The 18,773-nt window shown below is 65.6% G+C and carries 23 protein-coding genes and 1 tRNA gene; 7 read left to right on the forward strand and 17 right to left on the reverse strand.

The features are described 5' to 3' along the window. Nucleotides 1-1,175: GGDEF domain-containing protein (locus RMO40_RS10825; RefSeq protein ID WP_309720484.1), on the forward strand; the 1,175-nt coding region annotated here is incomplete at its 5' end. Between the two features lie 41 nt (nucleotides 1,176-1,216). Here RMO40_RS10825 and RMO40_RS10830 read toward each other — a convergent pair. The 8 genes from RMO40_RS10830 to RMO40_RS10865 form a co-directional block, all read right to left on the reverse strand. Next, a tRNA-Ser gene (locus RMO40_RS10830) sits at nucleotides 1,217-1,304 on the reverse strand. A gap of 48 nt (nucleotides 1,305-1,352) precedes the next feature. Continuing rightward, nucleotides 1,353-2,660 carry a serine--tRNA ligase gene (serS, locus tag RMO40_RS10835; protein WP_309720487.1) on the reverse strand — a complete coding sequence of 436 codons (1,308 nt, stop codon included), beginning with the start codon at nucleotides 2,658-2,660 and terminating at the stop codon, nucleotides 1,353-1,355. 74 nt (nucleotides 2,661-2,734) lie between these two features. Next, nucleotides 2,735-3,178 (reverse strand): hypothetical protein, encoded by a 444-nt coding sequence (locus tag RMO40_RS10840; RefSeq protein WP_309720490.1) that lies wholly within the window; start codon nucleotides 3,176-3,178, stop codon nucleotides 2,735-2,737. Between the two features lie 32 nt (nucleotides 3,179-3,210). Then, on the reverse strand, nucleotides 3,211-3,987 hold the full coding sequence (locus tag RMO40_RS10845; RefSeq protein ID WP_309720492.1) for an FAD:protein FMN transferase: 777 nt from the start codon (nucleotides 3,985-3,987) through the stop codon (nucleotides 3,211-3,213). Then, nucleotides 3,980-4,531, reverse strand: a complete 552-nt coding sequence (locus tag RMO40_RS10850; protein WP_309720495.1) for an FMN-binding protein — start codon at nucleotides 4,529-4,531, stop codon at nucleotides 3,980-3,982. The genes RMO40_RS10845 and RMO40_RS10850 overlap by 8 nt, the downstream gene beginning before the upstream one ends. Nucleotides 4,532-4,543: 12 nt before the next feature. Then, entirely contained in the window at nucleotides 4,544-5,437 is an 894-nt protein-coding gene (locus tag RMO40_RS10855) for a DUF6662 family protein (RefSeq protein ID WP_309720497.1), read from the reverse strand. A gap of 94 nt (nucleotides 5,438-5,531) precedes the next feature. Next, nucleotides 5,532-6,464, reverse strand: coding sequence for a 4-hydroxy-3-methylbut-2-enyl diphosphate reductase (gene ispH, locus RMO40_RS10860; RefSeq protein WP_309720500.1), 933 nt, complete (start codon nucleotides 6,462-6,464; stop codon nucleotides 5,532-5,534). Next, nucleotides 6,464-6,919, reverse strand: a complete 456-nt coding sequence (locus tag RMO40_RS10865; protein ID WP_309720502.1) for an FKBP-type peptidyl-prolyl cis-trans isomerase — start codon at nucleotides 6,917-6,919, stop codon at nucleotides 6,464-6,466. The genes ispH and RMO40_RS10865 overlap by 1 nt, the downstream gene beginning before the upstream one ends. Before the next feature lie 47 nt (nucleotides 6,920-6,966). Between RMO40_RS10865 and radC the strand changes: the two genes are divergently transcribed. Continuing rightward, the gene (gene radC / locus RMO40_RS10870) at nucleotides 6,967-7,641 is read left to right on the forward strand and encodes a RadC family protein (protein ID WP_309720506.1); all 675 of its coding nucleotides are present in this window, start codon (nucleotides 6,967-6,969) and stop codon (nucleotides 7,639-7,641) included. Beyond that, a complete protein-coding gene (locus RMO40_RS10875) occupies nucleotides 7,638-8,276 on the forward strand; it encodes a Smr/MutS family protein (protein ID WP_309720509.1) in 639 nt (212 codons plus the stop codon). Before radC ends, RMO40_RS10875 begins: the two co-directional genes overlap by 4 nt. Here RMO40_RS10875 and RMO40_RS10880 read toward each other — a convergent pair whose 3' ends face one another. The 3 genes from RMO40_RS10880 to RMO40_RS10890 are packed head-to-tail and all read right to left on the reverse strand — an operon-like array spanning nucleotide 8,277 to nucleotide 10,210. Further along, nucleotides 8,277-8,678, reverse strand: a complete 402-nt coding sequence (locus RMO40_RS10880; protein WP_309720512.1) for a group II truncated hemoglobin — start codon at nucleotides 8,676-8,678, stop codon at nucleotides 8,277-8,279. Further along, complete coding sequence (locus RMO40_RS10885) at nucleotides 8,678-9,484, reverse strand: P-loop NTPase (RefSeq protein ID WP_309720515.1); 807 nt, start codon at nucleotides 9,482-9,484, stop codon at nucleotides 8,678-8,680. The genes RMO40_RS10880 and RMO40_RS10885 overlap by 1 nt, the downstream gene beginning before the upstream one ends. Nucleotides 9,485-9,487: 3 nt before the next feature. Then, nucleotides 9,488-10,210: a GGDEF domain-containing protein gene (locus tag RMO40_RS10890; RefSeq protein ID WP_309720519.1), complete on the reverse strand. Its 723-nt coding sequence runs from the start codon at nucleotides 10,208-10,210 to the stop codon at nucleotides 9,488-9,490. Nucleotides 10,211-10,403: 193 nt separating this feature from the next. On the opposite strand from RMO40_RS10890, the gene RMO40_RS10895 reads away from it, so the two are divergent. The 3 genes from RMO40_RS10895 to RMO40_RS10905 are packed head-to-tail and all read left to right on the forward strand — an operon-like array spanning nucleotide 10,404 to nucleotide 13,084. Continuing rightward, nucleotides 10,404-11,252: a CheR family methyltransferase gene (locus RMO40_RS10895; RefSeq protein ID WP_309720521.1), complete on the forward strand. Its 849-nt coding sequence runs from the start codon at nucleotides 10,404-10,406 to the stop codon at nucleotides 11,250-11,252. Between the two features lie 59 nt (nucleotides 11,253-11,311). Continuing rightward, nucleotides 11,312-11,956 carry a chemoreceptor glutamine deamidase CheD gene (cheD, locus tag RMO40_RS10900; RefSeq protein ID WP_309720522.1) on the forward strand — a complete coding sequence of 215 codons (645 nt, stop codon included), beginning with the start codon at nucleotides 11,312-11,314 and terminating at the stop codon, nucleotides 11,954-11,956. Between the two features lie 36 nt (nucleotides 11,957-11,992). Further along, complete coding sequence (locus RMO40_RS10905) at nucleotides 11,993-13,084, forward strand: chemotaxis-specific protein-glutamate methyltransferase CheB (RefSeq protein WP_309720524.1); 1,092 nt, start codon at nucleotides 11,993-11,995, stop codon at nucleotides 13,082-13,084. A gap of 6 nt (nucleotides 13,085-13,090) precedes the next feature. On the opposite strand, the gene RMO40_RS10910 is transcribed toward RMO40_RS10905, so the two are convergent. Then, nucleotides 13,091-13,348, reverse strand: coding sequence for a hypothetical protein (locus tag RMO40_RS10910; RefSeq protein ID WP_309720528.1), 258 nt, complete (start codon nucleotides 13,346-13,348; stop codon nucleotides 13,091-13,093). 94 nt (nucleotides 13,349-13,442) lie between these two features. Between RMO40_RS10910 and RMO40_RS10915 the strand changes: the two genes are divergently transcribed. Beyond that, nucleotides 13,443-14,405 (forward strand): LysR substrate-binding domain-containing protein, encoded by a 963-nt coding sequence (locus RMO40_RS10915; RefSeq protein WP_309720531.1) that lies wholly within the window; start codon nucleotides 13,443-13,445, stop codon nucleotides 14,403-14,405. On the opposite strand, the gene hemW is transcribed toward RMO40_RS10915, so the two are convergent. Genes hemW through RMO40_RS10940 form a run of 5 tightly spaced genes read right to left on the reverse strand, consistent with a single transcriptional unit; the run spans nucleotide 14,374 to nucleotide 18,769 of the window. Beyond that, nucleotides 14,374-15,600 carry a radical SAM family heme chaperone HemW gene (gene hemW, locus RMO40_RS10920; RefSeq protein WP_489660140.1) on the reverse strand — a complete coding sequence of 409 codons (1,227 nt, stop codon included), beginning with the start codon at nucleotides 15,598-15,600 and terminating at the stop codon, nucleotides 14,374-14,376. The two genes, RMO40_RS10915 and hemW, sit on opposite strands and share 32 nt — an antisense overlap. Beyond that, on the reverse strand, nucleotides 15,593-16,198 hold the full coding sequence (rdgB, locus tag RMO40_RS10925; RefSeq protein ID WP_309720533.1) for an RdgB/HAM1 family non-canonical purine NTP pyrophosphatase: 606 nt from the start codon (nucleotides 16,196-16,198) through the stop codon (nucleotides 15,593-15,595). The genes hemW and rdgB overlap by 8 nt, the downstream gene beginning before the upstream one ends. A gap of 2 nt (nucleotides 16,199-16,200) precedes the next feature. Then, on the reverse strand, nucleotides 16,201-16,926 hold the full coding sequence (gene rph / locus RMO40_RS10930) for a ribonuclease PH (RefSeq protein WP_309720536.1): 726 nt from the start codon (nucleotides 16,924-16,926) through the stop codon (nucleotides 16,201-16,203). 11 nt (nucleotides 16,927-16,937) lie between these two features. After that, nucleotides 16,938-17,852 carry a protein phosphatase 2C domain-containing protein gene (locus tag RMO40_RS10935; protein ID WP_309720544.1) on the reverse strand — a complete coding sequence of 305 codons (915 nt, stop codon included), beginning with the start codon at nucleotides 17,850-17,852 and terminating at the stop codon, nucleotides 16,938-16,940. Nucleotides 17,853-17,857: 5 nt separating this feature from the next. Next, on the reverse strand, nucleotides 17,858-18,769 hold the full coding sequence (locus tag RMO40_RS10940) for a serine/threonine protein kinase (RefSeq protein ID WP_489660141.1): 912 nt from the start codon (nucleotides 18,767-18,769) through the stop codon (nucleotides 17,858-17,860). Between the last annotated feature and the right edge of the window lie 4 nt (nucleotides 18,770-18,773).

Below are 18,773 nucleotides of genomic sequence, written 5' to 3' on the forward strand. Positions count from 1 at the left end.
CACCCGCGCCGCCTGAAGCCGGAGCCGCCGCCATGACCGAGCTGACCCTCGCATCCAGCCAACCCGACGCAGACCTGGCCGAAGCCGCCCAGAAAGCCCGCAGCGCGCAGCAGAAGAAAACCGCGCACATGGTGCGAAACAGCTACCTGATCGCCGTCAGCTACCTGATCGACGGCGTGGTGCTGGCACTCTTCCACTTGGCGGGCACCATCAGCTGGGTGCCGGTGGTGGTCTATACCGCTTCGGGCTTGCTGCTGAGCTTCGCCACGGCCTGGCTCATCGGCAGCGGTTGGACACAACGCTTCAAGGACCCGGGCATCGTCATCGGGCAAACCATCCCGGCACAGTTGATCCAGCTCGGGTCGATGTACTTCTTCCCCGAAGTGGGTTTCATGTTCGCGTTGCTGCTCTTCATCGTCTACTCGTCCCTGACGATGCGACTGGAGGTGCGCCAATCGTTGATCGCCTGGGGCATCGTCAGCATGGTCTCGGCGATGGTGCTGGCGATGAGCGGCCAGGCCCTGCGCATTCCCGACACCAGCCTGGCAGAGCAGCTGATCTCCATGGCCTTCTTCGCGCTCACGCTGTGGCGCTGCGTGTGGCTCGGCGCCTACAACACCGGCATGACCGCGCTGCTGAAAAAGCGCGGCACCGAGCTGGCAGCGCTCACCGCCAAGGTCGACCAGCTGGCGCACCACGACGAACTGACCGGCCTGCTCAACCGCCGCAGCCTGCTCGCCTCGTTGCACGACGAGTTGCAGCGCGCCGCCCGCCAGAAAACGCAGCTGTGCGTGGCCATCCTCGATCTCGACAAGTTCAAGTCGGTCAACGACACGCTGGGCCACTTGGCCGGCGACAAGACACTGAAGATCTTCGCCAATACGCTCACCAGCCACACCCGCAAGTCAGACCGTTTCGGCCGCTACGGCGGCGAAGAGTTCCTGCTGATCATGACGGGCACCGGTACTGACACCGCGCTGGTGCCCATGGACCGCATGCGCGACGCCCTGTCCGAAGCCGATTGGAGCGACGTCGCCCCCGGCTTTGGCATGACCTTCTCATGCGGTGTTGCGTGCTACGAGCCCGGCGAAAGCCTTGAGGCCCTGTTGCAGCGCGCCGATGAAGCGCTCTACCGCGCCAAGGCCGACGGGCGCAACTGCACGCGGCTGGGCTGAAGCCAGGCGTGAAAAAGCCCGCACGAGGCGGGCTTTTTGACTGGAGGAGAGGGAGGGATTCGAACCCTCGGAACCTTGCGGTTCGCCTGATTTCGAGTCAGGTACATTCGACCACTCTGCCACCTCTCCGGTATTCGTGGGGCGTCGGCGGGTCTGTGCCGAGCCGCAGATTCTAGCTCAGGCTTTCAGCACCGCCTGTCCCCCCAGATAAGGACGCAGCACCTCGGGCACGGTGATCGAGCCGTCGGCATTCTGGTAGTTCTCGAGCACGGCCACCAGCGTGCGGCCCACCGCCAGCCCCGAGCCATTCAAGGTGTGCACCAGTTCGTTCTTGCCCTGGGCGTTCTTGAAGCGAGATTGCATGCGCCGCGCCTGGAAGGCTTCGCAGTTCGAGACCGAGCTGATCTCGCGGTAGGTGTTCTGCGCCGGCAGCCACACCTCGAGGTCGTAGGTCTTGGTCGCCGTGAAACCCATGTCGCCGCCGCACAAGGTGACCACGCGGTATGGCAGACCCAGCTTCTGCAACACGGCCTCGGCATGGCCACGCATGTCTTCGAGCGCGTCGTAGCTGGTGTCGGGATGCACGATCTGCACCATCTCGACCTTGTCGAACTGGTGCTGGCGGACCATGCCGCGCGTGTCTCGCCCCGCACTGCCGGCCTCGCTGCGAAAGCACGGGCTGTGGGCAGTGAGCTTGATGGGCAACTGGTCGGCCGGCAACACCATGTCGCGCACGCTGTTGGTGAGCGAAATTTCCGAGGTGGAGATCAGGTACTGCACCGCCTGCGTTTCGTCACCGCCTCGGCTGACCCAGAACATGTCTTCCTCGAACTTGGGCAGCTGGCCCGTGCCTTCGAGCACCTCGCGGTTGACGATGTACGGGGTGTAGCACTCGGTGTAGCCGTGCGCCTGGGTCTGCATGTCCAGCATGAACTGCGCAAGCGCGCGGTGCAGTCTGGCCACCGGGCCACGCAAGAAGCTGAAGCGCGAGCCCGAGAGCTTGGCGCCGGTGTCGAAATCGAGGCCCAGCGGCGCGCCCAGATCGACGTGGTCCTTGATGGGAAAGTCGAACTCGCGCGGCCCCTTTCCGTCAGGACTCCAGCGGTGCAGCTCCACGTTGCCGTTTTCATCAGCCCCTACCGGCACGCTCGCATGCGGCAGGTTGGGCACGCTCATCAGCATCTGCGACAGCTCGCCCTGGATGGCCTCCAGCCGCTCGGCCGAGGCCTTCAGCTCGTCGGCCAGGCCACCCACTTCGGCCATCACCGCCGCCGTGTCTTCACCCTTGGCCTTGAGCTGGCCAATCTGCTTGGACAGGCTGTTGCGCGTGGCCTGCAACTCCTCGGTGCGGGTCTGCAAGGTCTTGCGCTCGGACTCCAGCGACTGGAAGCGCGAGACGTCAAGAAAGGGCTGGGGTGTTTTGCGCTTTTCGAGCGTGGCGATGACGCTCGCCAGATCTTTGCGCAGCAGGGTGATGTCAAGCATGGGTGGGGCACCGCGGCCTGGGCCGCAAGAGAAAAATCGCAAGGAGCGGCGATTGTAGAAGCGCGCCCCTGTGCTCAGCGGCTCGGGTGTCGACGGTGACGCCAGCCACGCACCGCATGCCATGCAAAAGGCAACAGCAGCATCAGGCCCAACAGCAGGTGGCAGATGGCGGCCACATTGGCCCAAGCCTCGTCGCCCAGGTAATACACGCCGACGGCGGTGAGCGTGAGCGCACCGAAGCTCACCCCCATCAGCAACCCGCTGCTGCGCTGGCGACGGCGCCGCCAGCCCGAGCGCATGTGCACCGCCCACAGGGAGCCGATGAACAGCAGCAACAGCAATGCGGTGGTGGCATGCGCCGCCGCCATCGCCAGACGGGGTGCAGTGCCCAGTCGCCAGGTCAGCTCCCACTGCGCCCGCAGGGCCAGGGTGGTGGGTGCGAGCAAACAGCCGCTGACGTAGACCAGTGCGCTGACGAGGATGAGCGCCGGGCGAAACCAAGCCGGGTAGCCCTTCATGCGGCCTGCCTCAGCGCAGCACCACCGCCGACTCAATGGCCGCCGAGTCGAGCGACACGCGCCGCGCGTTCTTCGGGCGGCGCTGCGGCGGCGACCTTGGTGAGGGCGTCGGCACGCCAGGCGCTGCGGGCCATCACGCTGAACACACAGGCCGTGTTTGTGGAGGCACCGACGATGAAACCGGGAAACGCTGCGGTCGGCGCGGCGGTCTGCGAGCTGGCCAATGCACAGGCACGCACGCGCCCGAGCGGCGCCAAACCACCATGCGCCTCGCGCCGATGCACCGGCAGCTCGGCGTCGCCAAACACCCGCAGATCGCCGCCGGCATTGACCCAGCCCGACACCACACCGGACCGCCGCAGGGCCTGCACGGCGAGATCCACAGCGTAGCCCTTGGCGATGCCATCGAGCGTGATGCGAACCGGGCGGCGCAGGCACGCGGTGGTGTGGGTCAGCTGCAGATCTTCGGCCACGCCGGTGTCGAGCCAGGGGGCTGCGCCGTGATCAGGCAACAGGCCGCGCCGCACCAACGCACCGCCCACGGTGCAATTGAAGAGCCCCTCGCTGGCCAGCGTCATGGCACGGGCCAGGCGAAGCAGGCGCAGGCTGCCGCGGCTCAAGCCGAGCTCGACACCGGGTTGCCGGTTCAGTTGCGACAACTCGCTGTCGGGTTCGTGAAAGCTCCAACGCGCATGCGAATCGTGCAGGCTGGCAAAGGCCGCGTACATGCCCGCTTCGGCCGACGCCCCCCCAGCCGCCACCTCGACATAGGTGCCGAGCACCGGCCGCATGCGCCGCAGTTCAGGCATGGTTCGCGAGGTAGAGCTTGTGGATGACCAACAGCCGCTTCACGCCGTCCAGCACGTTGCGGCATGACAGCGTGGCGCCGGTGATGTTGGGCACGTCTTCGTCGAGCTTGAACCGGTCGGCCAGCGTCTTGCCAACCAGGGTCTTGCGCCACGACGGCTCGCGCACCTGGCCGCCATGGGTCTCGCGGTAGGCGAGGATCTCCACCCCCAGCACCTTGCCCTCAGGCGAGATGGCGGCGGCGTAGGTGATGAACTCGTGCTTGCCGATCACCTCATCAACCAGAAACCAGCCCTGCAGCTGGCCGGCCCGCTCGGCACGCCAAGCTTTCTGCGTGTCGGTGCGCTGGCGCACGCCGGCGGCCTGCTTGATGCGATCGCGCTGCCCGTCGTTGAAGCTCAGCGCCTGTTCGACAAAGCTGCTGGCCCCCGGCAGCAACAAGGTCTGCGCCTGCTGCACCGAGAGGTAGTCGACCGCGTGTGCGGGCGACGCCACCACCACCATCGGCAACAAAAAGGCAGCCCAGTCACTCGCTGATCGGCTCACGTCAGTCCCGCCTCAGAAGTTGTAGCCGAGCTTCAGACGCAGCTCGTTGCGCGTCTTCTCGATCAAGTGCAGGCCGGACGGCTGGCCGTCGTAACCCTCGCCCCCACCCTTGAGCTGGCGAACGTAGGTGAGCGTGCTCCACCAGTCTTTGCTCGCGTAGTGCAGCGTCGGGCCGGCAAACAGGGACCAGCGTTCCTTGCCAACACCGGTCTCGTATTCGCTCTGGTGGAGCATCTCAACACCGGCAAACCAGCCCGGAGCGAAGCGGTAGCTCAGGCCCACGCCAAACGTGGGTTCGACTTCCATCTCGGGCTCGAGCGGCCAATCGAAGCCGGCAGGAAGGTCGTCGATGTTGGCGCGCTTGGCCCAGGTCGCTTCCAGGGCCGCATTGCCGGCAACGATCAACTGCCCTTCCAGGAAGTACTTCTGCACCTGCAGGCCGAATTCGGCGCTGTACTGCTTCTTTTTGGAGCCGGAATGCGGGTCGATCCAGCTGTGGCTGAAGGCCGCCGTGCCCGACAGCCCGATGTCGTCCTTGGCCGGGCTGAGAAAGTTGTACTTGCCCGACAGCTCCAAGCCCGAGGAGCGCAGGCTGAGCTTCTTGTCGCCGGGCAGGTAGCCGTCGATCACCAGGCCGCTCGTGTTGAGCGACATCGCTCTGAGCTCTGCAGACACGGTGAATCGATCGGTGTAGCCGTACTCCAGCTCGGTCGTCAAATCGAGCGCCCGATAGTGGCCGGTGCCCTTGTCCCAGCGCGTGGTGAAAAACTGGTAGAGCTCCGTCGACCCCTTGGGCAGCGTTTCGGCGCCCTTCACATAACCGAAGAGGTTTTCGTCGGCATGGGCCGGCAAGCCAAAGGCCAGCGCTGCGGCACCGAGCAGGGAGATCCGTTGCAAAGCAAACATTCGTGTTCTTTCATCAGGGGAAAACCAAAATGTTAACGCGAATCGATCTCATCTGCATTTCGGCGACCGGCCCTCCCCAGGAGCCGGAGTGCGGCTACCTCAATCCCTTGGGCAGGGGAAAGTGCACCGTTTCTTCGACCCCCGGCAAGGTGCGCACCGACACCGCGCCCAGCGCCTTCAGCTGGGTGATGACCTGCTGGACCAGGATGTCGGGCGCCGATGCGCCGGCCGTGAGACCCACACGACGCTTGCCCTCGAACCACTCGGGCTTGAGGTCTTCGGGTTGGTCAACCATGTGGGCCTGCGCGCCCAGGCGCTGGCCCAGCTCGCGCAAGCGGTTGCTGTTGGAGCTGGTGGGGCTGCCCACGACGATGAGCACGTCGACCTGCGGCGCCAGCACCTTGACGGCGTCTTGCCGGTTTTGCGTGGCGTAGCAGATGTCTTGCTGTTTGGGCTCGCGCACGCTCGGAAAACGCTGCTTCACCGCCGCCAAGATTTCGGCCGCGTCGTCCACCGAGAGTGTGGTCTGTGTCACCACCGCCAGCTTGTCAGCCTGAGCCACTTGCACACGCGCCACGTCGGCCACGTCTTCCACCAGGTAGATGCCTTCGGTCAGCTGGCCCATGGTGCCTTCGACTTCGGGGTGGCCCTTGTGGCCGATCATGATGAAGTCGTAGCCCTCCCGGTGCAGCTTGGCCACCTCGACGTGCACCTTGGTCACCAGCGGGCAGGTGGCGTCGAACACGCTGAAACCACGCTGCTCGGCCTCTTTGCGCACCGCCTGCGACACACCGTGCGCGCTGAACACCAGCGTGGCGCCGGGCGGCACGTCGGCCAGGTCTTCGATGAAGATCGCGCCCTTGGCCTTCAAATCGTTGACCACGTAGGTGTTGTGCACGATCTCGTGGCGCACATAGATCGGCGCGCCAAACTTGGCCAGCGCGCGCTCGACGATCTCGATGGCGCGGTCGACCCCCGCGCAAAAGCCACGCGGCTCGGCGAGCAGGATTTCATTCACTTCAATCATCACAACACCCCGATCACATGCACTTCAAACGTCACCGGCTGTCCGGCCAGCGGGTGGTTGAAGTCGAACAGCAACCAGTCGCTGCCCACCTCACGTACCACGCCGGCATAAGCGCCTTGCCCGTCGGGCGTGGGGAACTGCACCACGTCGCCGAGGCTGTATTTTTCATCGGGGTCGCCCAACTGGTGCAGCAGACTGAGCTTCACGCGCTGCAGCATGTCGGGGTTGCGCTGGCCAAAAGCTTCGCCTGCCGCCAGCTCGAACGAAGTGCGCGTGCCTTCGGCCAGCCCCACCAACCTCGCCTCGACGGCCGGAGCCAGCTCGCCGGAGCCGAGCGACAGCGTGGCCGGCTTATCGGCAAAGGTGTTGATGATGTCGGCGCCGTCGGGGCCGCTCAGCCGATAGTGCAAGGTCAGGAACGAGCCGAGCTGCACCTGGTTGACTGCGTGGTTCAATGAATTTCCTTCGATAGACTGGCTCGAATTTTAGGTGCCTGCCCGCCATGGTGCTCAAAGACCTTCCCCCCGATGCACGCCCGCGCGAAAAGCTGCTCCAGAGCGGCCCTGCGGCGCTGGCCGATGCCGAGCTGATCGCCCTGCTGCTGCGCACCGGCTTCAAGGGCACTTCGGTGTTGACGCTTGCACAACAAATGCTCACCGAGCTGGGTGGGCTGAGCGGCCTGTTGCAGGCCGAACCCGACGATCTCAAACGCATCAAGGGCCTCGGCCCCGCCAAGCGGGCCGAGATGAGCGCCGTGCTGGAGCTGGCGCGCCGCTCGCTCGCGCAAGAGCTGATGCAGCGGCCAGTGTTCGACTCGCCGACACGAGTCAAGGAATACCTGCGGCTGCAGATCGGCTCGCGCGGCTACGAAGTGTTCGTGGTGCTGTTTCTCGATGCGCAGAACCGGCTGATCCGCGCCGAGGAGATGTTTCGCGGCAGCCTCACCCAGACCAGCGTCTACCCACGCGAGGTGCTCAAACGTGCACTGGAGCTGGGGGCCGCGGCGGTGCTGCTGGCGCACAACCACCCGTCGGGTGCGGCCGAGCCCTCGAAGGCCGATGAGTATTTGACGCAGACCTTGAACAAAGCGCTCGCGCTGATCGACGTGCGCGTGCTCGACCACCTGGTGGTGGGCCAGGCCGAGGTGGTGTCGTTCGCGGAGCGGGGGCTGCTGTGAAAAAGGCGCGCAGCCTGCAAGACCTGAGTGGGCTGAAGGCCGCCTTGTTGCAGGCGCAGCGTGAAGCCGAAGCCTTGGCCGCACGGCGGCGCGAGGCTGAAGCGCGCGAAAAACGCGAGCGCGAGCTGTTCGCCACCACCGTCGGCCGGGTGCAGCCCTTGCCGGACAAGGGCCGCGCCCACACTGCGCCCGAGCCACCCGAGCCCGAGCCGAAGCAGCGCCAACGCGATGAGCGAGCTGCGCTGCGCGAGACGATCTCTGACGAGTTCAACGTCGAGTCGCTGCTCGAAACCGACGAAGCGCTGTTCTACCGCCGCCCCGACATCGGGCTCGACGTGGTGCGCAAGCTGCGGCGCGGCGGCTGGACGATCCAGGCGCAGGTCGACCTGCACGGCCTTCGCCGCGACGAAGCCCGCGAGCGGCTGGGTGCGTTCGTGCGCGACTCGATGGCGCAACAACTGCGCTGCGTGCGCGTGGTACACGGCAAAGGCCTCGGCTCACCCGGCCGCGAGCCGGTGCTCAAGGGGCGCGTGCACAGCTGGCTGGTGCAAAAGCAGGAGGTGCTGGCGTTCGTGCAGGCGCGGCCTGCAGAGGGCGGCAATGGCGCGCTGGTGGTGCTGCTTCGGGCCAGCTAGTCAGGCGCCGTGCTGGTTGCGCATCCAATCGGCGGTCTTGAAGAAGGATTCTTCGAGACGCGTGACGAGCGTGGGGTCGAGTGCCAGCTCGTCCATCGCCTGCTTCATGCAGATGAGCCACTGGTCACGCTCGGCGATGCCGATGGCAAACGGCAAATGGCGCGCGCGCAGGAAGGGGTGGCCGAAACGATCCTGGTAGTGCTGGGGCCCGCCCAGCCAGCCGCACAAGAACCAGAACAGCTTGTCGCGTGAACCCTCGAGCGTGCTCGGGTGCATGGCGCGCAGGGCGGCGTAAGCCGGCTCCAGGTCCATCAGGTCGTAGAAGCGGTCGACGAGCGATCGCACGGCGGCTTCACCGCCGACCCACTCGAACGCTGTGGCGGGTTGCGTCTGTTCCGACATCAGGGTGTGGCGAGCTTGGCGGCAATCGCCACGATGCCCTTGGCCGCCTCGCAACCGGGCAAAGACTCCAGCAGCAGCTGGCGCTTCTGCACGGCCTCGCGCACTGACGTGTCGGTCGGGATTTCGCCCAGCAGCTCCAGCTTCACCGGCGCGCTGCCCTCAGGCAAGGAAGGCGACACAAAACGGTCGACCACCTGCTGCAGCTGGCCGCGGATCACCCGGCCTTCGCCGGCACGGCTGACCTGGTTGACCACCAGCGAGATGGCGCTGCGCGCCTGCTGCGTGGCCAGCACCTTGATGGTGGCGTAGGCATCGGTGAGCGAAGTGGGCTCGGGCGTGGCCACCACCAGCACCTCGGTGGCCAGCGACACGGCGAACAGCACCACGTCAGAGATGCCGGCGCCGGTGTCGAGCAGGATGCGGTCGTAGCGCGGCGCCACGGTTTCGATGATCTTCAGCAACTGCTCGCGCACCTCGGAGGTGAGCCGCGAGTACTCGACCAGGCCCGAGCCGGCCAGCAGCACCGAGAAGCCGCCCGGTGCGGGCAGGATGGCGTCTTCGAGCGTGGCCTTGCCGGTGAACACGTCGTGCAGCGTGATCTTGGGGAACAGGTTGAGCACCACGTCGAGGTTGGCCAGGCCAAGGTCGGCGTCGAGCACCAGCACACGTTCACCACGGCGGGCCAGTGCGGCGGCCAGGTTGGCCGACACGAAGGTCTTGCCCACGCCGCCCTTGCCGCTGGTCACGGCCAAGATTCGGGCACGGCGGCCAGCGGCCGGTGCAGGGGATGGCGTGGGGGTGGTCATGGGCTACTCAAGATCCTGGAACTGTGAATGGCCGAACAACATGCCTTTTTCTTCGGCACTGACCAGCGACACCGGCGGCATCTCCAGGCAGGCGCGGTTGCGGCCTTCGGCCTTGGCGCGGTAGAGCTGCTGGTCGGCGCGCTCGATCCACAGCGCGGCCGAAGAGCGCACCCACTGCGGTGCAAACGCACCGCCCAGGCAGATGGTGACCTTGAGCGTCTCGCTGATGCCGATGGCAACCTCGCGCTGCTCGACCTTGCGACGAATGCGCTCGGCGACCGTCTGGCCAAAGGCGGGCGGGCAATTGGGCAGGATGATGGCGAACTCTTCGCCGCCGAAACGCGACACCGTGTCCATCGGGCGCACACACTCCATCAGCGACTGCGCCACCGACTGGATGACGAGATCGCCAGCCGCATGGCCGTGGGTGTCGTTGACGAGCTTGAAGCGGTCGATGTCGCACATCAACACCAGGGCGGGTTCGCCGGCGCGGGCTACGCGGTCGACCTCGCGCGCCAGCGCCAGCTCGAACTGGCGGCGGTTGGCCAGGCCGGTGAGCGGGTCGCGGCTGGAGAGGTCGCACAAAGCGTCGATCACCGCCTGCAACCAGACCGCCGAGCCCACCTCATCGAGATCGGGCAAGGCATGGCCCGACTGCCCCAGCAACTGCAGCGCCGCCCCCAGCTTGAGCTGGGAGGGTTCGGTGGGCGCGGAGGGGCTCGTCACAAGTGGGGAAACAGGCTGCGAGCCAGTCTAGCAGCGCCCTCCCAGGGCGCCGGAGCCGATTTGAAACGTGAATACCAGCCAACTTGAGGCTTCGCCGCAGCTCAAGCCCAGCAGACTTCGAACCGATAAACCCAAGAGAACCCGTGCCGTGTGCTGGCGGGTGAGAACAACTCGCATTCCGTTTGGAGCCTTCATGAGCGCAGCTGCATCACCCGCCGAACTCGCCGCCCTGCGCACCGCCGCAGAGCAGGAGTTCAGCTTCAATGCGGCCGACTTCGAACGGGTGCGCGAGCTGATCTACAAACACGCCGGCATCAGCCTGCACGCCGGCAAACAGGCGATGGTCTACAGCCGCCTGTCGCGCCGCCTGCGTGAGACCGGCCAGCGCTCGTTTGGCCACTACCTGCAGTCGCTCGAAAGCACCGCCGCGAATGACCCGGAATGGCAAGAGTTCGTCAACTGCCTGACGACCAACCTGACCTCGTTCTTCCGCGAAGACCACCACTTCCATGCGCTGGCGAGCGACCTGAAGGCGCGCGCCGGCCAGAACCTGCGCATCTGGTGCAACGCCGCCTCCACCGGTGAAGAGCCTTACTCCCTCGCCATGACCTGCGCCGAAGCCAATGCATCGGCCAAGATCATCGCGAGCGACATCGACACCAAGGTGCTGGCCACCGCCGGCCGCGGCGTCTACGGCGCCGACGCGCGCGGCCTCTCGCCCGAGCGCCTGCGTGCCCACTTCTTGCGCGGCAAGGGCGCCAACAGCGGCTCCATCCGCATCAAGCCCGAGCTGGCGCGAATGATCGAGTTCCGCCCGCACAACCTGATGGACGCACGCTGGTCGCTCGGCGACCCCTTCGACATCGTGTTCTGCCGCAACGTGATGATCTATTTCGACTCGACCACCCAGCGACGCGTGCTGGAGCGCATCCACGGCGTGATGAAGCCCAAGAGCCTGCTGTTCGTCGGCCACTCCGAGAATTTCACCGAATCCAAAGACCTGTTCCGCTTGCGCGGCAAGACGGTTTACGAGCGGGTCTGAGTGTGCGTTCGCAAGCGACCACACAAGCCCACCTCACTCCACACCGATATCGGGACACCATGGCCTTGATCTCCTCTTCAGCACCTGTCACAGGCTCACGCCTGGAGAAGCTCAAGTCGCAAACCCGCAAGCCGGGTGAGGCCTCGTTCTTTTTCTACGACGCGCACTTCAAGAACGACGCCGTCAAGATCTTGCCCGGCGAGTACTTCGTGCACGACGAAGACATGCTGATCATGACCACGCTCGGCTCGTGCATCGCCGCCTGCCTGTATGACCGCAACGCCAAGGTCGGCGGCATGAACCACTTCATGCTGCCCGACGGTGCCGGCGACTCGGGCCGCTACGGCTCGTATGCGATGGAACTGCTGATCAACGAGATGATGAAACGTGGCGCCTCGCGCATGACCATGGAAGCCAAGGTCTTCGGCGGTGGCCAGGTGGTGAGCGGCATGACCACGATGAACGTGGGCGAGCGCAACACCAACTTCGTGATGGACTATCTGAAGACCGAGCGCATCCCCATCGTCTCGAAAGACGTGCTCGACGTCTACCCGCGCAAGGTGTGCTTCCTGCCGGGCAGCGGCAAGGCCATGGTCAAGCGCCTGGCGCCCACCAACACCGAGGCCTTGCTGGCGCAAGACCGCGCAGCCGCGCAAAAGGCCGTGCCGGCCAGCACCGGCGGCGGCTCGGTCGATCTGTTCTGACCGACCACAGAACCACGGAGACACAGAAAGAACAACATGGCCAAGACACGCGTGGTGGTGGTGGACGATTCGGCGCTGGTGCGCAGCCTGCTCACCGAGATCATCAACCGGCAGCCCGACATGGAATGTGTGGGCGCCGCCGCCGACCCTTTGGTGGCGCGCGAGATGATCCGCAACCTCAACCCCGACGTGATCACGCTCGACGTGGAGATGCCGCGCATGGACGGCATCGACTTCCTCTCCAAGCTGATGCGCCTGCGGCCGATGCCGGTGGTGATGGTGTCGACGCTGACCGAGCGTGGTGCCGACGTGACGCTGCGCGCGCTGGAGCTGGGCGCGGTCGACTTCGTTGCCAAGCCCAAGATCGGCGTGGCCGATGGCCTGCGCCTGCTGGCCGAAGACATCACCGACAAGGTTCGCATCGCCGCCAAGGCGCACATCCGCCGGGCACAGGTGGCCGCGCCCGCGCCCGCCGGCTCACCCGCTGCGGCCAAGCCACCCACACCGGTCACCTCGATCGGCCGGCTGTCGACGGAAAAGATCATCTTCATCGGCGCCTCTACCGGCGGCACCGAAGCCACGAAAGAACTGCTCATCAACCTGCCGCCCGATTGCCCGGCGGTGGTGATCACCCAGCACATGCCGCCCGGCTTCACCAAGAGTTATGCGGCGCGGCTCGACGGCCTGTGCAAGATCCGCGTGGCCGAAGCGCGCGACGGCGAGCGCATCCTGCCAGGCCACGCGTACATCGCGCCGGGTGGCTTTCACCTCAGCGTGGAGCGCAGCGGCGCCAACTACATCGCCCGTGTGCAAGACGGCGAGCCGGTGAACCGCCACAAGCCTTCGGTCGAGGTGTTGTTCAAGTCGGCCGCCCGCGTGGTGGGCCCCAATGCGCTGGGCATCATGCTCACCGGCATGGGCGCCGACGGCGCCAAGGCGATGAAAGAATTGCGCGACGCCGGTAGCTACAACTACGTGCAAGACGAAGCCAGCTGCGTGGTGTTTGGCATGCCGCGCGAGGCCATCAACGCTGGCGCCGCGCATGAAGTGCTGCCGCTGACGCAGATTGCGCCCAAGCTCATCGAGCGGCTGCGCAGCACCTCGGGTCTGTCGACCAACCGGGTGTAAGCGGCTTCAGCCGTCGCGCCACTGGCGCATCGCCAACAGGCGATGCTGCTGCGATTCACGCCGCACGGTGGCCTGCGAAATCAACCGATCGGGCGCGCCGATGTCGCGCAGCGTCTCGACGCTCAGGTCCTCCACAAAATCGAACTCCTGCGCTTTGCGCGCCGCCGCCAGGTGGGCGGCCCAACGCGAGGCAATTGCATGCCAAAGCTGGGCGACCGGGTGGGTCGGCAAGGGTGTGACAGGGGTGCAGATGGAGCTGTTCATGGTGGCGGGTCCGGTGGGTTCGATGGCGTGCTGGTAAGCATAGAAGGCCAATCCACCCTGGGGAAGCGCAATGTTCTGCCCGTATCGGTAAGCTATGCTTACCAGCATGGCCCGCCTCCCCCTGCAGACTCTGCCCGCGTTTCGTGCCGTCGCGAAGTCACAAAACCTGCGCGCCGCCGCCGAAACGCTGCACCTCACCCACAGCGCGGTGAGCCAGCAGATTCGTGGTTTGGAAGAGCAGCTCGGCTTCACCCTGTTCGACCGGCGCGGCCGCCGTGTGGTGCTGAACGCCGCCGGCCAGGCCTTTCTGCGCAGCGTGGAGCCGGCTCTCGCCCAGTTGGATGAAGGGGTGCAAGCCGCAGCCGCGGCGGCCAGTGGCGCTGCGCAGCGCTTGCGCGTGACCATGCTGCCCTCGTTCGCCAACCGCTGGCTGCTGCCGCGCATGGGGCGCTGGCGCGAGCAACACCCTGAGCTTGCGCTCGAGATCGACGCCACACCCCAGCTCGTCGACCTGCAGCGCGAAGGGTTTCATGCCGCGCTTCGGCAAGGCATCGGCCCGTGGCCAGGCCTCACGGCCGAGCGCCTGTTCGACAAGCCGATGCCGTTTGTCGTGGTGGGCTCCGCCATGGCTGCCCAGCGGCTGCGGGGTGCATCTCCTGATGTGCTGGCGCGCGAACCCTTGCTCGGCGACAGCGACGTGTGGGAAGCCTGGTTCGCCGCCGCAGGCTTGCGCACCCGCGTGACCCCGGTGGCCAGCTTCAACGACGCCGGCCTGATGCTGCAAGCCGCCGAGCAGAACCTCGGGCTGGCGGTGTCTCGCGAGTTGCTGGCGGCCGACGCCCTCTCGTCGGGGCGGCTGGTGCAGTTGTCGCCGCTGACCATCGAGTTCGAGGCGGCCTACGCCTACCACTTGGTCTACCCCAGGGCGCTGCGCGACTGGGCGCCGGTGAATGCCTTGCGGCTCTGGTTGCGAGAAGAGCTGGAGCTGTCGATGCTGGCCCTGCACCCACCTCCCGCGAAAAAAGTCAGGGCAAAAACAAAGCCTGCAAGTCGCTGAGAAAGTCGAAGCCGCGTTCGGTGGGTCGGGCCCACTGCAGGTCGCGCGTGAGCCAGCCTTTGGCCTCGGCCTCATCGAGCGCCTTGCGCAGCGCCGTCAGCGGCAGGCCCGTGCGTTCGGTGAAGCGGGCGAGCTCGAAACCTTCTTTCAGCCGCAGCACGTTGAGCATGAACTCGAAGGGCAGTTGGTCGCGTGGCACCTCTTCGTCTTGCGTGATCGCGGCACCTATCAGTGCCTGATCCATGTACCTCGCAGGGTCGCGGTAACGCGTCTGGCGCACCACACGGTGCGGAAAACTCAGCTTGCTGTGGGCGCCGGCGCCGATGCCGAGGTAGTCGCCAAACTGCCAGTAGTTGAGGTTGTGCACACAGCGGTGGCCGGTGCGGGCGAAGGCCGACACCTCGTAGCGATCCAGGCCGCTGGCTGCCGCTTGCTCGGTGATGATGTCCAGCATGTCGAAGGCCGTGTCGTCGTCGGGCACCTGCGGCGGGTGCTTGGCGAAGAAGGTGTTGGCCTCGATGGTCAGGTGGTAAATCGACAGGTGCGGTGGTTTGAAGGCCAGGGCTTGCTGAAGGTCGGCCTTGAGCTCGTCCGGTGTCTGGCCCGGCAGCGCGTACATCAGGTCGATGTTGAAGGTGTCGAAGGCCTCGCGAGCTTCTTCCACCGCCGCCCTTGCCTGCGCGGCGTCGTGCACGCGTCCGATGGCTTGCAGTTTTTCGTCATTGAAACTTTGCACGCCGATCGACAGGCGGGTGACACCGGCTGCGCGGTAGCCGCGAAAACGATCGCGCTCGAAGGTGCCGGGGTTCGCTTCGAGCGTGATCTCGCAGCCGGGCTCCAGGGGCAGGCGGGCTCGGATGTCGGTGATCAGCTGGTCGATGCTCGGCGGCGAAAAGAGGCTGGGTGTGCCACCGCCGATGAAGATGCTGTGCACGCGGCGGCCCCAGATGAAGGGCAGCGCGGCCTCGAGGTCGGCACGCAGGGCGTCGAGGTAGCGGGCTTCGGGCACAGCGCCCTTTTGCTCATGCGAGTTGAAATCGCAGTAGGGGCACTTCTTCAAGCACCAGGGCAGGTGCACGTAGAGAGCGAGCGGCGGCATCGCGCTGAGACGAAGCACCCCCGGGCGCATGTACCGCGCCAGCAGGTCGGCGGTGGGCTCCACACCCGCTGCCGGCGAAATCGGGATCTCAGCCAAGGCGCCAGACCTCGCGCATCAGTGCCAGCATCTGCTGCGATGCGATGGCGCGGTGGCTGTGGATGTTCTTGGCCTCAGCACTCAGCTCCGCCACCGCCTGGCCAAGCGAGGGGATGAACAGCAGCGGGTCATAGCCAAAGCCACCCGCACCGCGTGCCTCGCGCAGCACCTCGCCCTCCCAGCGGCCGAAGGCGATCAGCGGCTCCGGGTCGTCGGCAGAGCGCACGGCGACCAAGGCGCTGACGAAGCGTGCCCGGCGATCGTCGTGCGAAGCCAGCTTCTCCAGCAGCACACCGTTGTTTTCGGCATCGCTCTTGGGGCGGCCGAACAGCGCGGCATAGCGTGCCGACAGCACGCCGGGCGAGCCGCCGAGTGCATCGACACACAGGCCGGAGTCGTCAGCGATGGCTGCTGCGTTGGCGTGCTGCGCCGCATGCCGCGCCTTGGCCAGCGCGTTTTCAACAAACGTGATGTGAGGCTCTTCGGCCTCGGCAATGCCCAGGCTGCCCTGGGTCACCAACTGTAAATTCAGTGGAGAAAACAGCGCCTGAAGCTCGCCCAGCTTCTTGGCGTTGTTGGACGCCAGCACCAGGCGCATGCTCAGGCTTTCAGCGCCGCGCGTTGCGCCGCCGCCAGCTCCCGGATGCCCTTGTCGGCGAGAGCCAGCAGCTTGTCCATCTCGGCGCGCGAAAACGCAGCCCCCTCGGCCGTGCCTTGCACTTCGACGAAGCCGCCCGAGCCGGTCATCACCACGTTCATGTCGGTGTCGCAAGACGAGTCTTCGGTGTATTCGAGATCGAGCAGCGGCGTGCCGTCGACGATGCCCACCGAAATGGCGGCCACCGCATCGCGCAGCGGAGACTCGGTCAGCTTGCCCTGGCTTTGCAGCCAGGTCACCGCGTCGTGCGCGGCCACGTAGGCGCCGGTGATGGCCGCCGTGCGGGTGCCGCCGTCGGCCTGGATCACGTCGCAATCGAGGTGAATGGTGCGCTCGCCAAGCTTCTTCAGATCGAACACACAACGCAGCGAGCGGCCGATCAGGCGCTGGATCTCCTGCGTGCGCCCGCTCTGCTTGCCTCGCGCCGCCTCACGGTCACCACGGGTGTGGGTGGCGCGCGGCAACATGCCGTACTCGGCCGTGACCCAACCTTCGCCACTGCCGCGCTTGTGCGGAGGCACCTTCTCTTCGACGGAAGCGGTGCACAACACCTTGGTCTCGCCAAACGCGATCAACACCGAGCCTTCGGCGTACTTGGTGTACTGGCGGGTGATGGTGACGGGGCGCAATGCGTCCGCCGCACGAGCCTGCGTGCGAATGAAACTCATGACAGAACCTTTCAGGATTTCTTTTGGGACGAGCGCCGAATGGCCTCGTTGATCTCGCGGATCGAGCGTTCGATCTCCGCTTCGTCCAGCTCGTCGGGCGGCTCTTGTCCGAGCACGCTCGCCTGGATGGTGGACGCAAACACTTCTTCGCCCAGCGTCTGGGTGGAAATGGCACTCTGGCTGTCACCGTCTTCCGCCGACTCCCACTCCACCGCCAGCACCGAGACGTTGTCGCTCTTGGCGCCGCCATTGCGCAGCGCTTGCTCCACGAGCTCGGGCACCGCATCGGCAATCGTGTTCTTGCCCAGCTGCTCGGTGATTTCGGCGTCGGTCACCGTGCCCCATAGGCCGTCGGAGCACAGCAGCAAACGGTCGCCGCTTTGCAACACCAGCGGGCCCACGGTGTCGACCACTGGCTTGCCGGGGCTGCCCAGGCAGGTGAAGAGCACGTTGCGGTTGAAGCGCTCGCCCATGGGCACGACGTGGCTCATGGTTTCTTGCAGCTCGGAGTACGAGTGGTCGCGCGTGCGGGCCACCAGCTTCTCGCCACGCACGAGGTACAACCGCGAATCGCCGCAGTGCGCCCAATACGCGTTGTTGCCTTGCAGCACGCAGGCCACGACGGTGGTGCGTGGGGTGTCGATCAGCGCCTTCTGCGTGGCATACCGCAGCAACTGGTGGTGACCGGCAATGATGGCTTCGTGCAAGAAGCGCATCGGCTCCTTCAGCGTGGGCTTGGCGTCACGCTGGAACATCGCTGCCAGGGTTTGCAGCGCGAGCTGCGAGGCCACCTCGCCTTCAGGGTGACCACCCATGCCGTCGGCCAAAGCAAACAGGCCCGAATCGCGCGTGTAGCAATAGCCCATGCGGTCTTCGTTCTTTTCGCGACCGCCCTTGCGGCTGACTTGGTAGACCGTGAATCGCATGGTGCTCACGCCTTGGCGCCGGTAGTCAGGTTTTCAAGCTGCAGCTTCAGCCGCTCGCTGAAACTGAGTTTGGTGTAACGACGCTCGGTCTCGCGCGCCAGTTCTTTTTGCAGCGAAAACACGCTATGCGTGCGCGACAGCGGGTCGAGCGACATGCACCACTCGGTGACTTCGATCAGGTTGTCCGAGTACACGTTGCGCAGCCGCGAGAGGCTCAGCGCCAGGCGATCCTTCTCGATGCGCTGCGGCGCGTCATTGGGCGGGTAGCCCTGCATGCAGGCGTAGATGCAGGCGCCCACGGCATAGATGTCGGTCCACGGGCCCAGGGTGCCGTCTCTGCGGTACATCTCGGGCGCAGCGAAGCCAGGCGTGTACATCGGGCGGATGAAGTTGCCTTCCTTGCTCAGCACTTCGCGCGCAGCGCCGAAGTCGAGCAAGACCGCCTTGTTTTCGTTGGTGATGAAGATGTTGGCCGGCTTGATGTCCAGGTGGAGCATCTTGTGCTGGTGCACGATGCGCAAGCCGCGCAGGATTTCGTCGAACAGACTGCGGATGGTCGATTCCCGGAAGACCTTGTCGCGCTTCAGATCGCGTGCGGTGACGATGAAATCTTGCAAGGTGTCACCCTGCAGGTAGTTCATCACCATGTAGACGGTGTCGTTCTCGCGGAAGAAATTCAGCACCGAGACCACGCTCGGGTGAGAGATCTGCGCGAGGTTGCGGCCTTCTTCGAAGAAGCTCTTCAGGCCCAGGCGGTACAGCGGCTGCTTCTCGGGCTTGACGCGGGGCATCAACTCGCCCGGGGCCCGCTCGGCCAGTGAAGACGGGAGGTATTCCTTCACCGCCACGAGGTGACGGTCAGAATCTTCGGCCAGATAGACCACGCCAAAGCCGCCGGCTGCCAGTTTCTTGATGATCTGG

This window comes from Rhizobacter sp., assembly GCF_031412075.1.
Lineage (GTDB): Bacteria > Pseudomonadota > Gammaproteobacteria > Burkholderiales > Burkholderiaceae_C > Rhizobacter.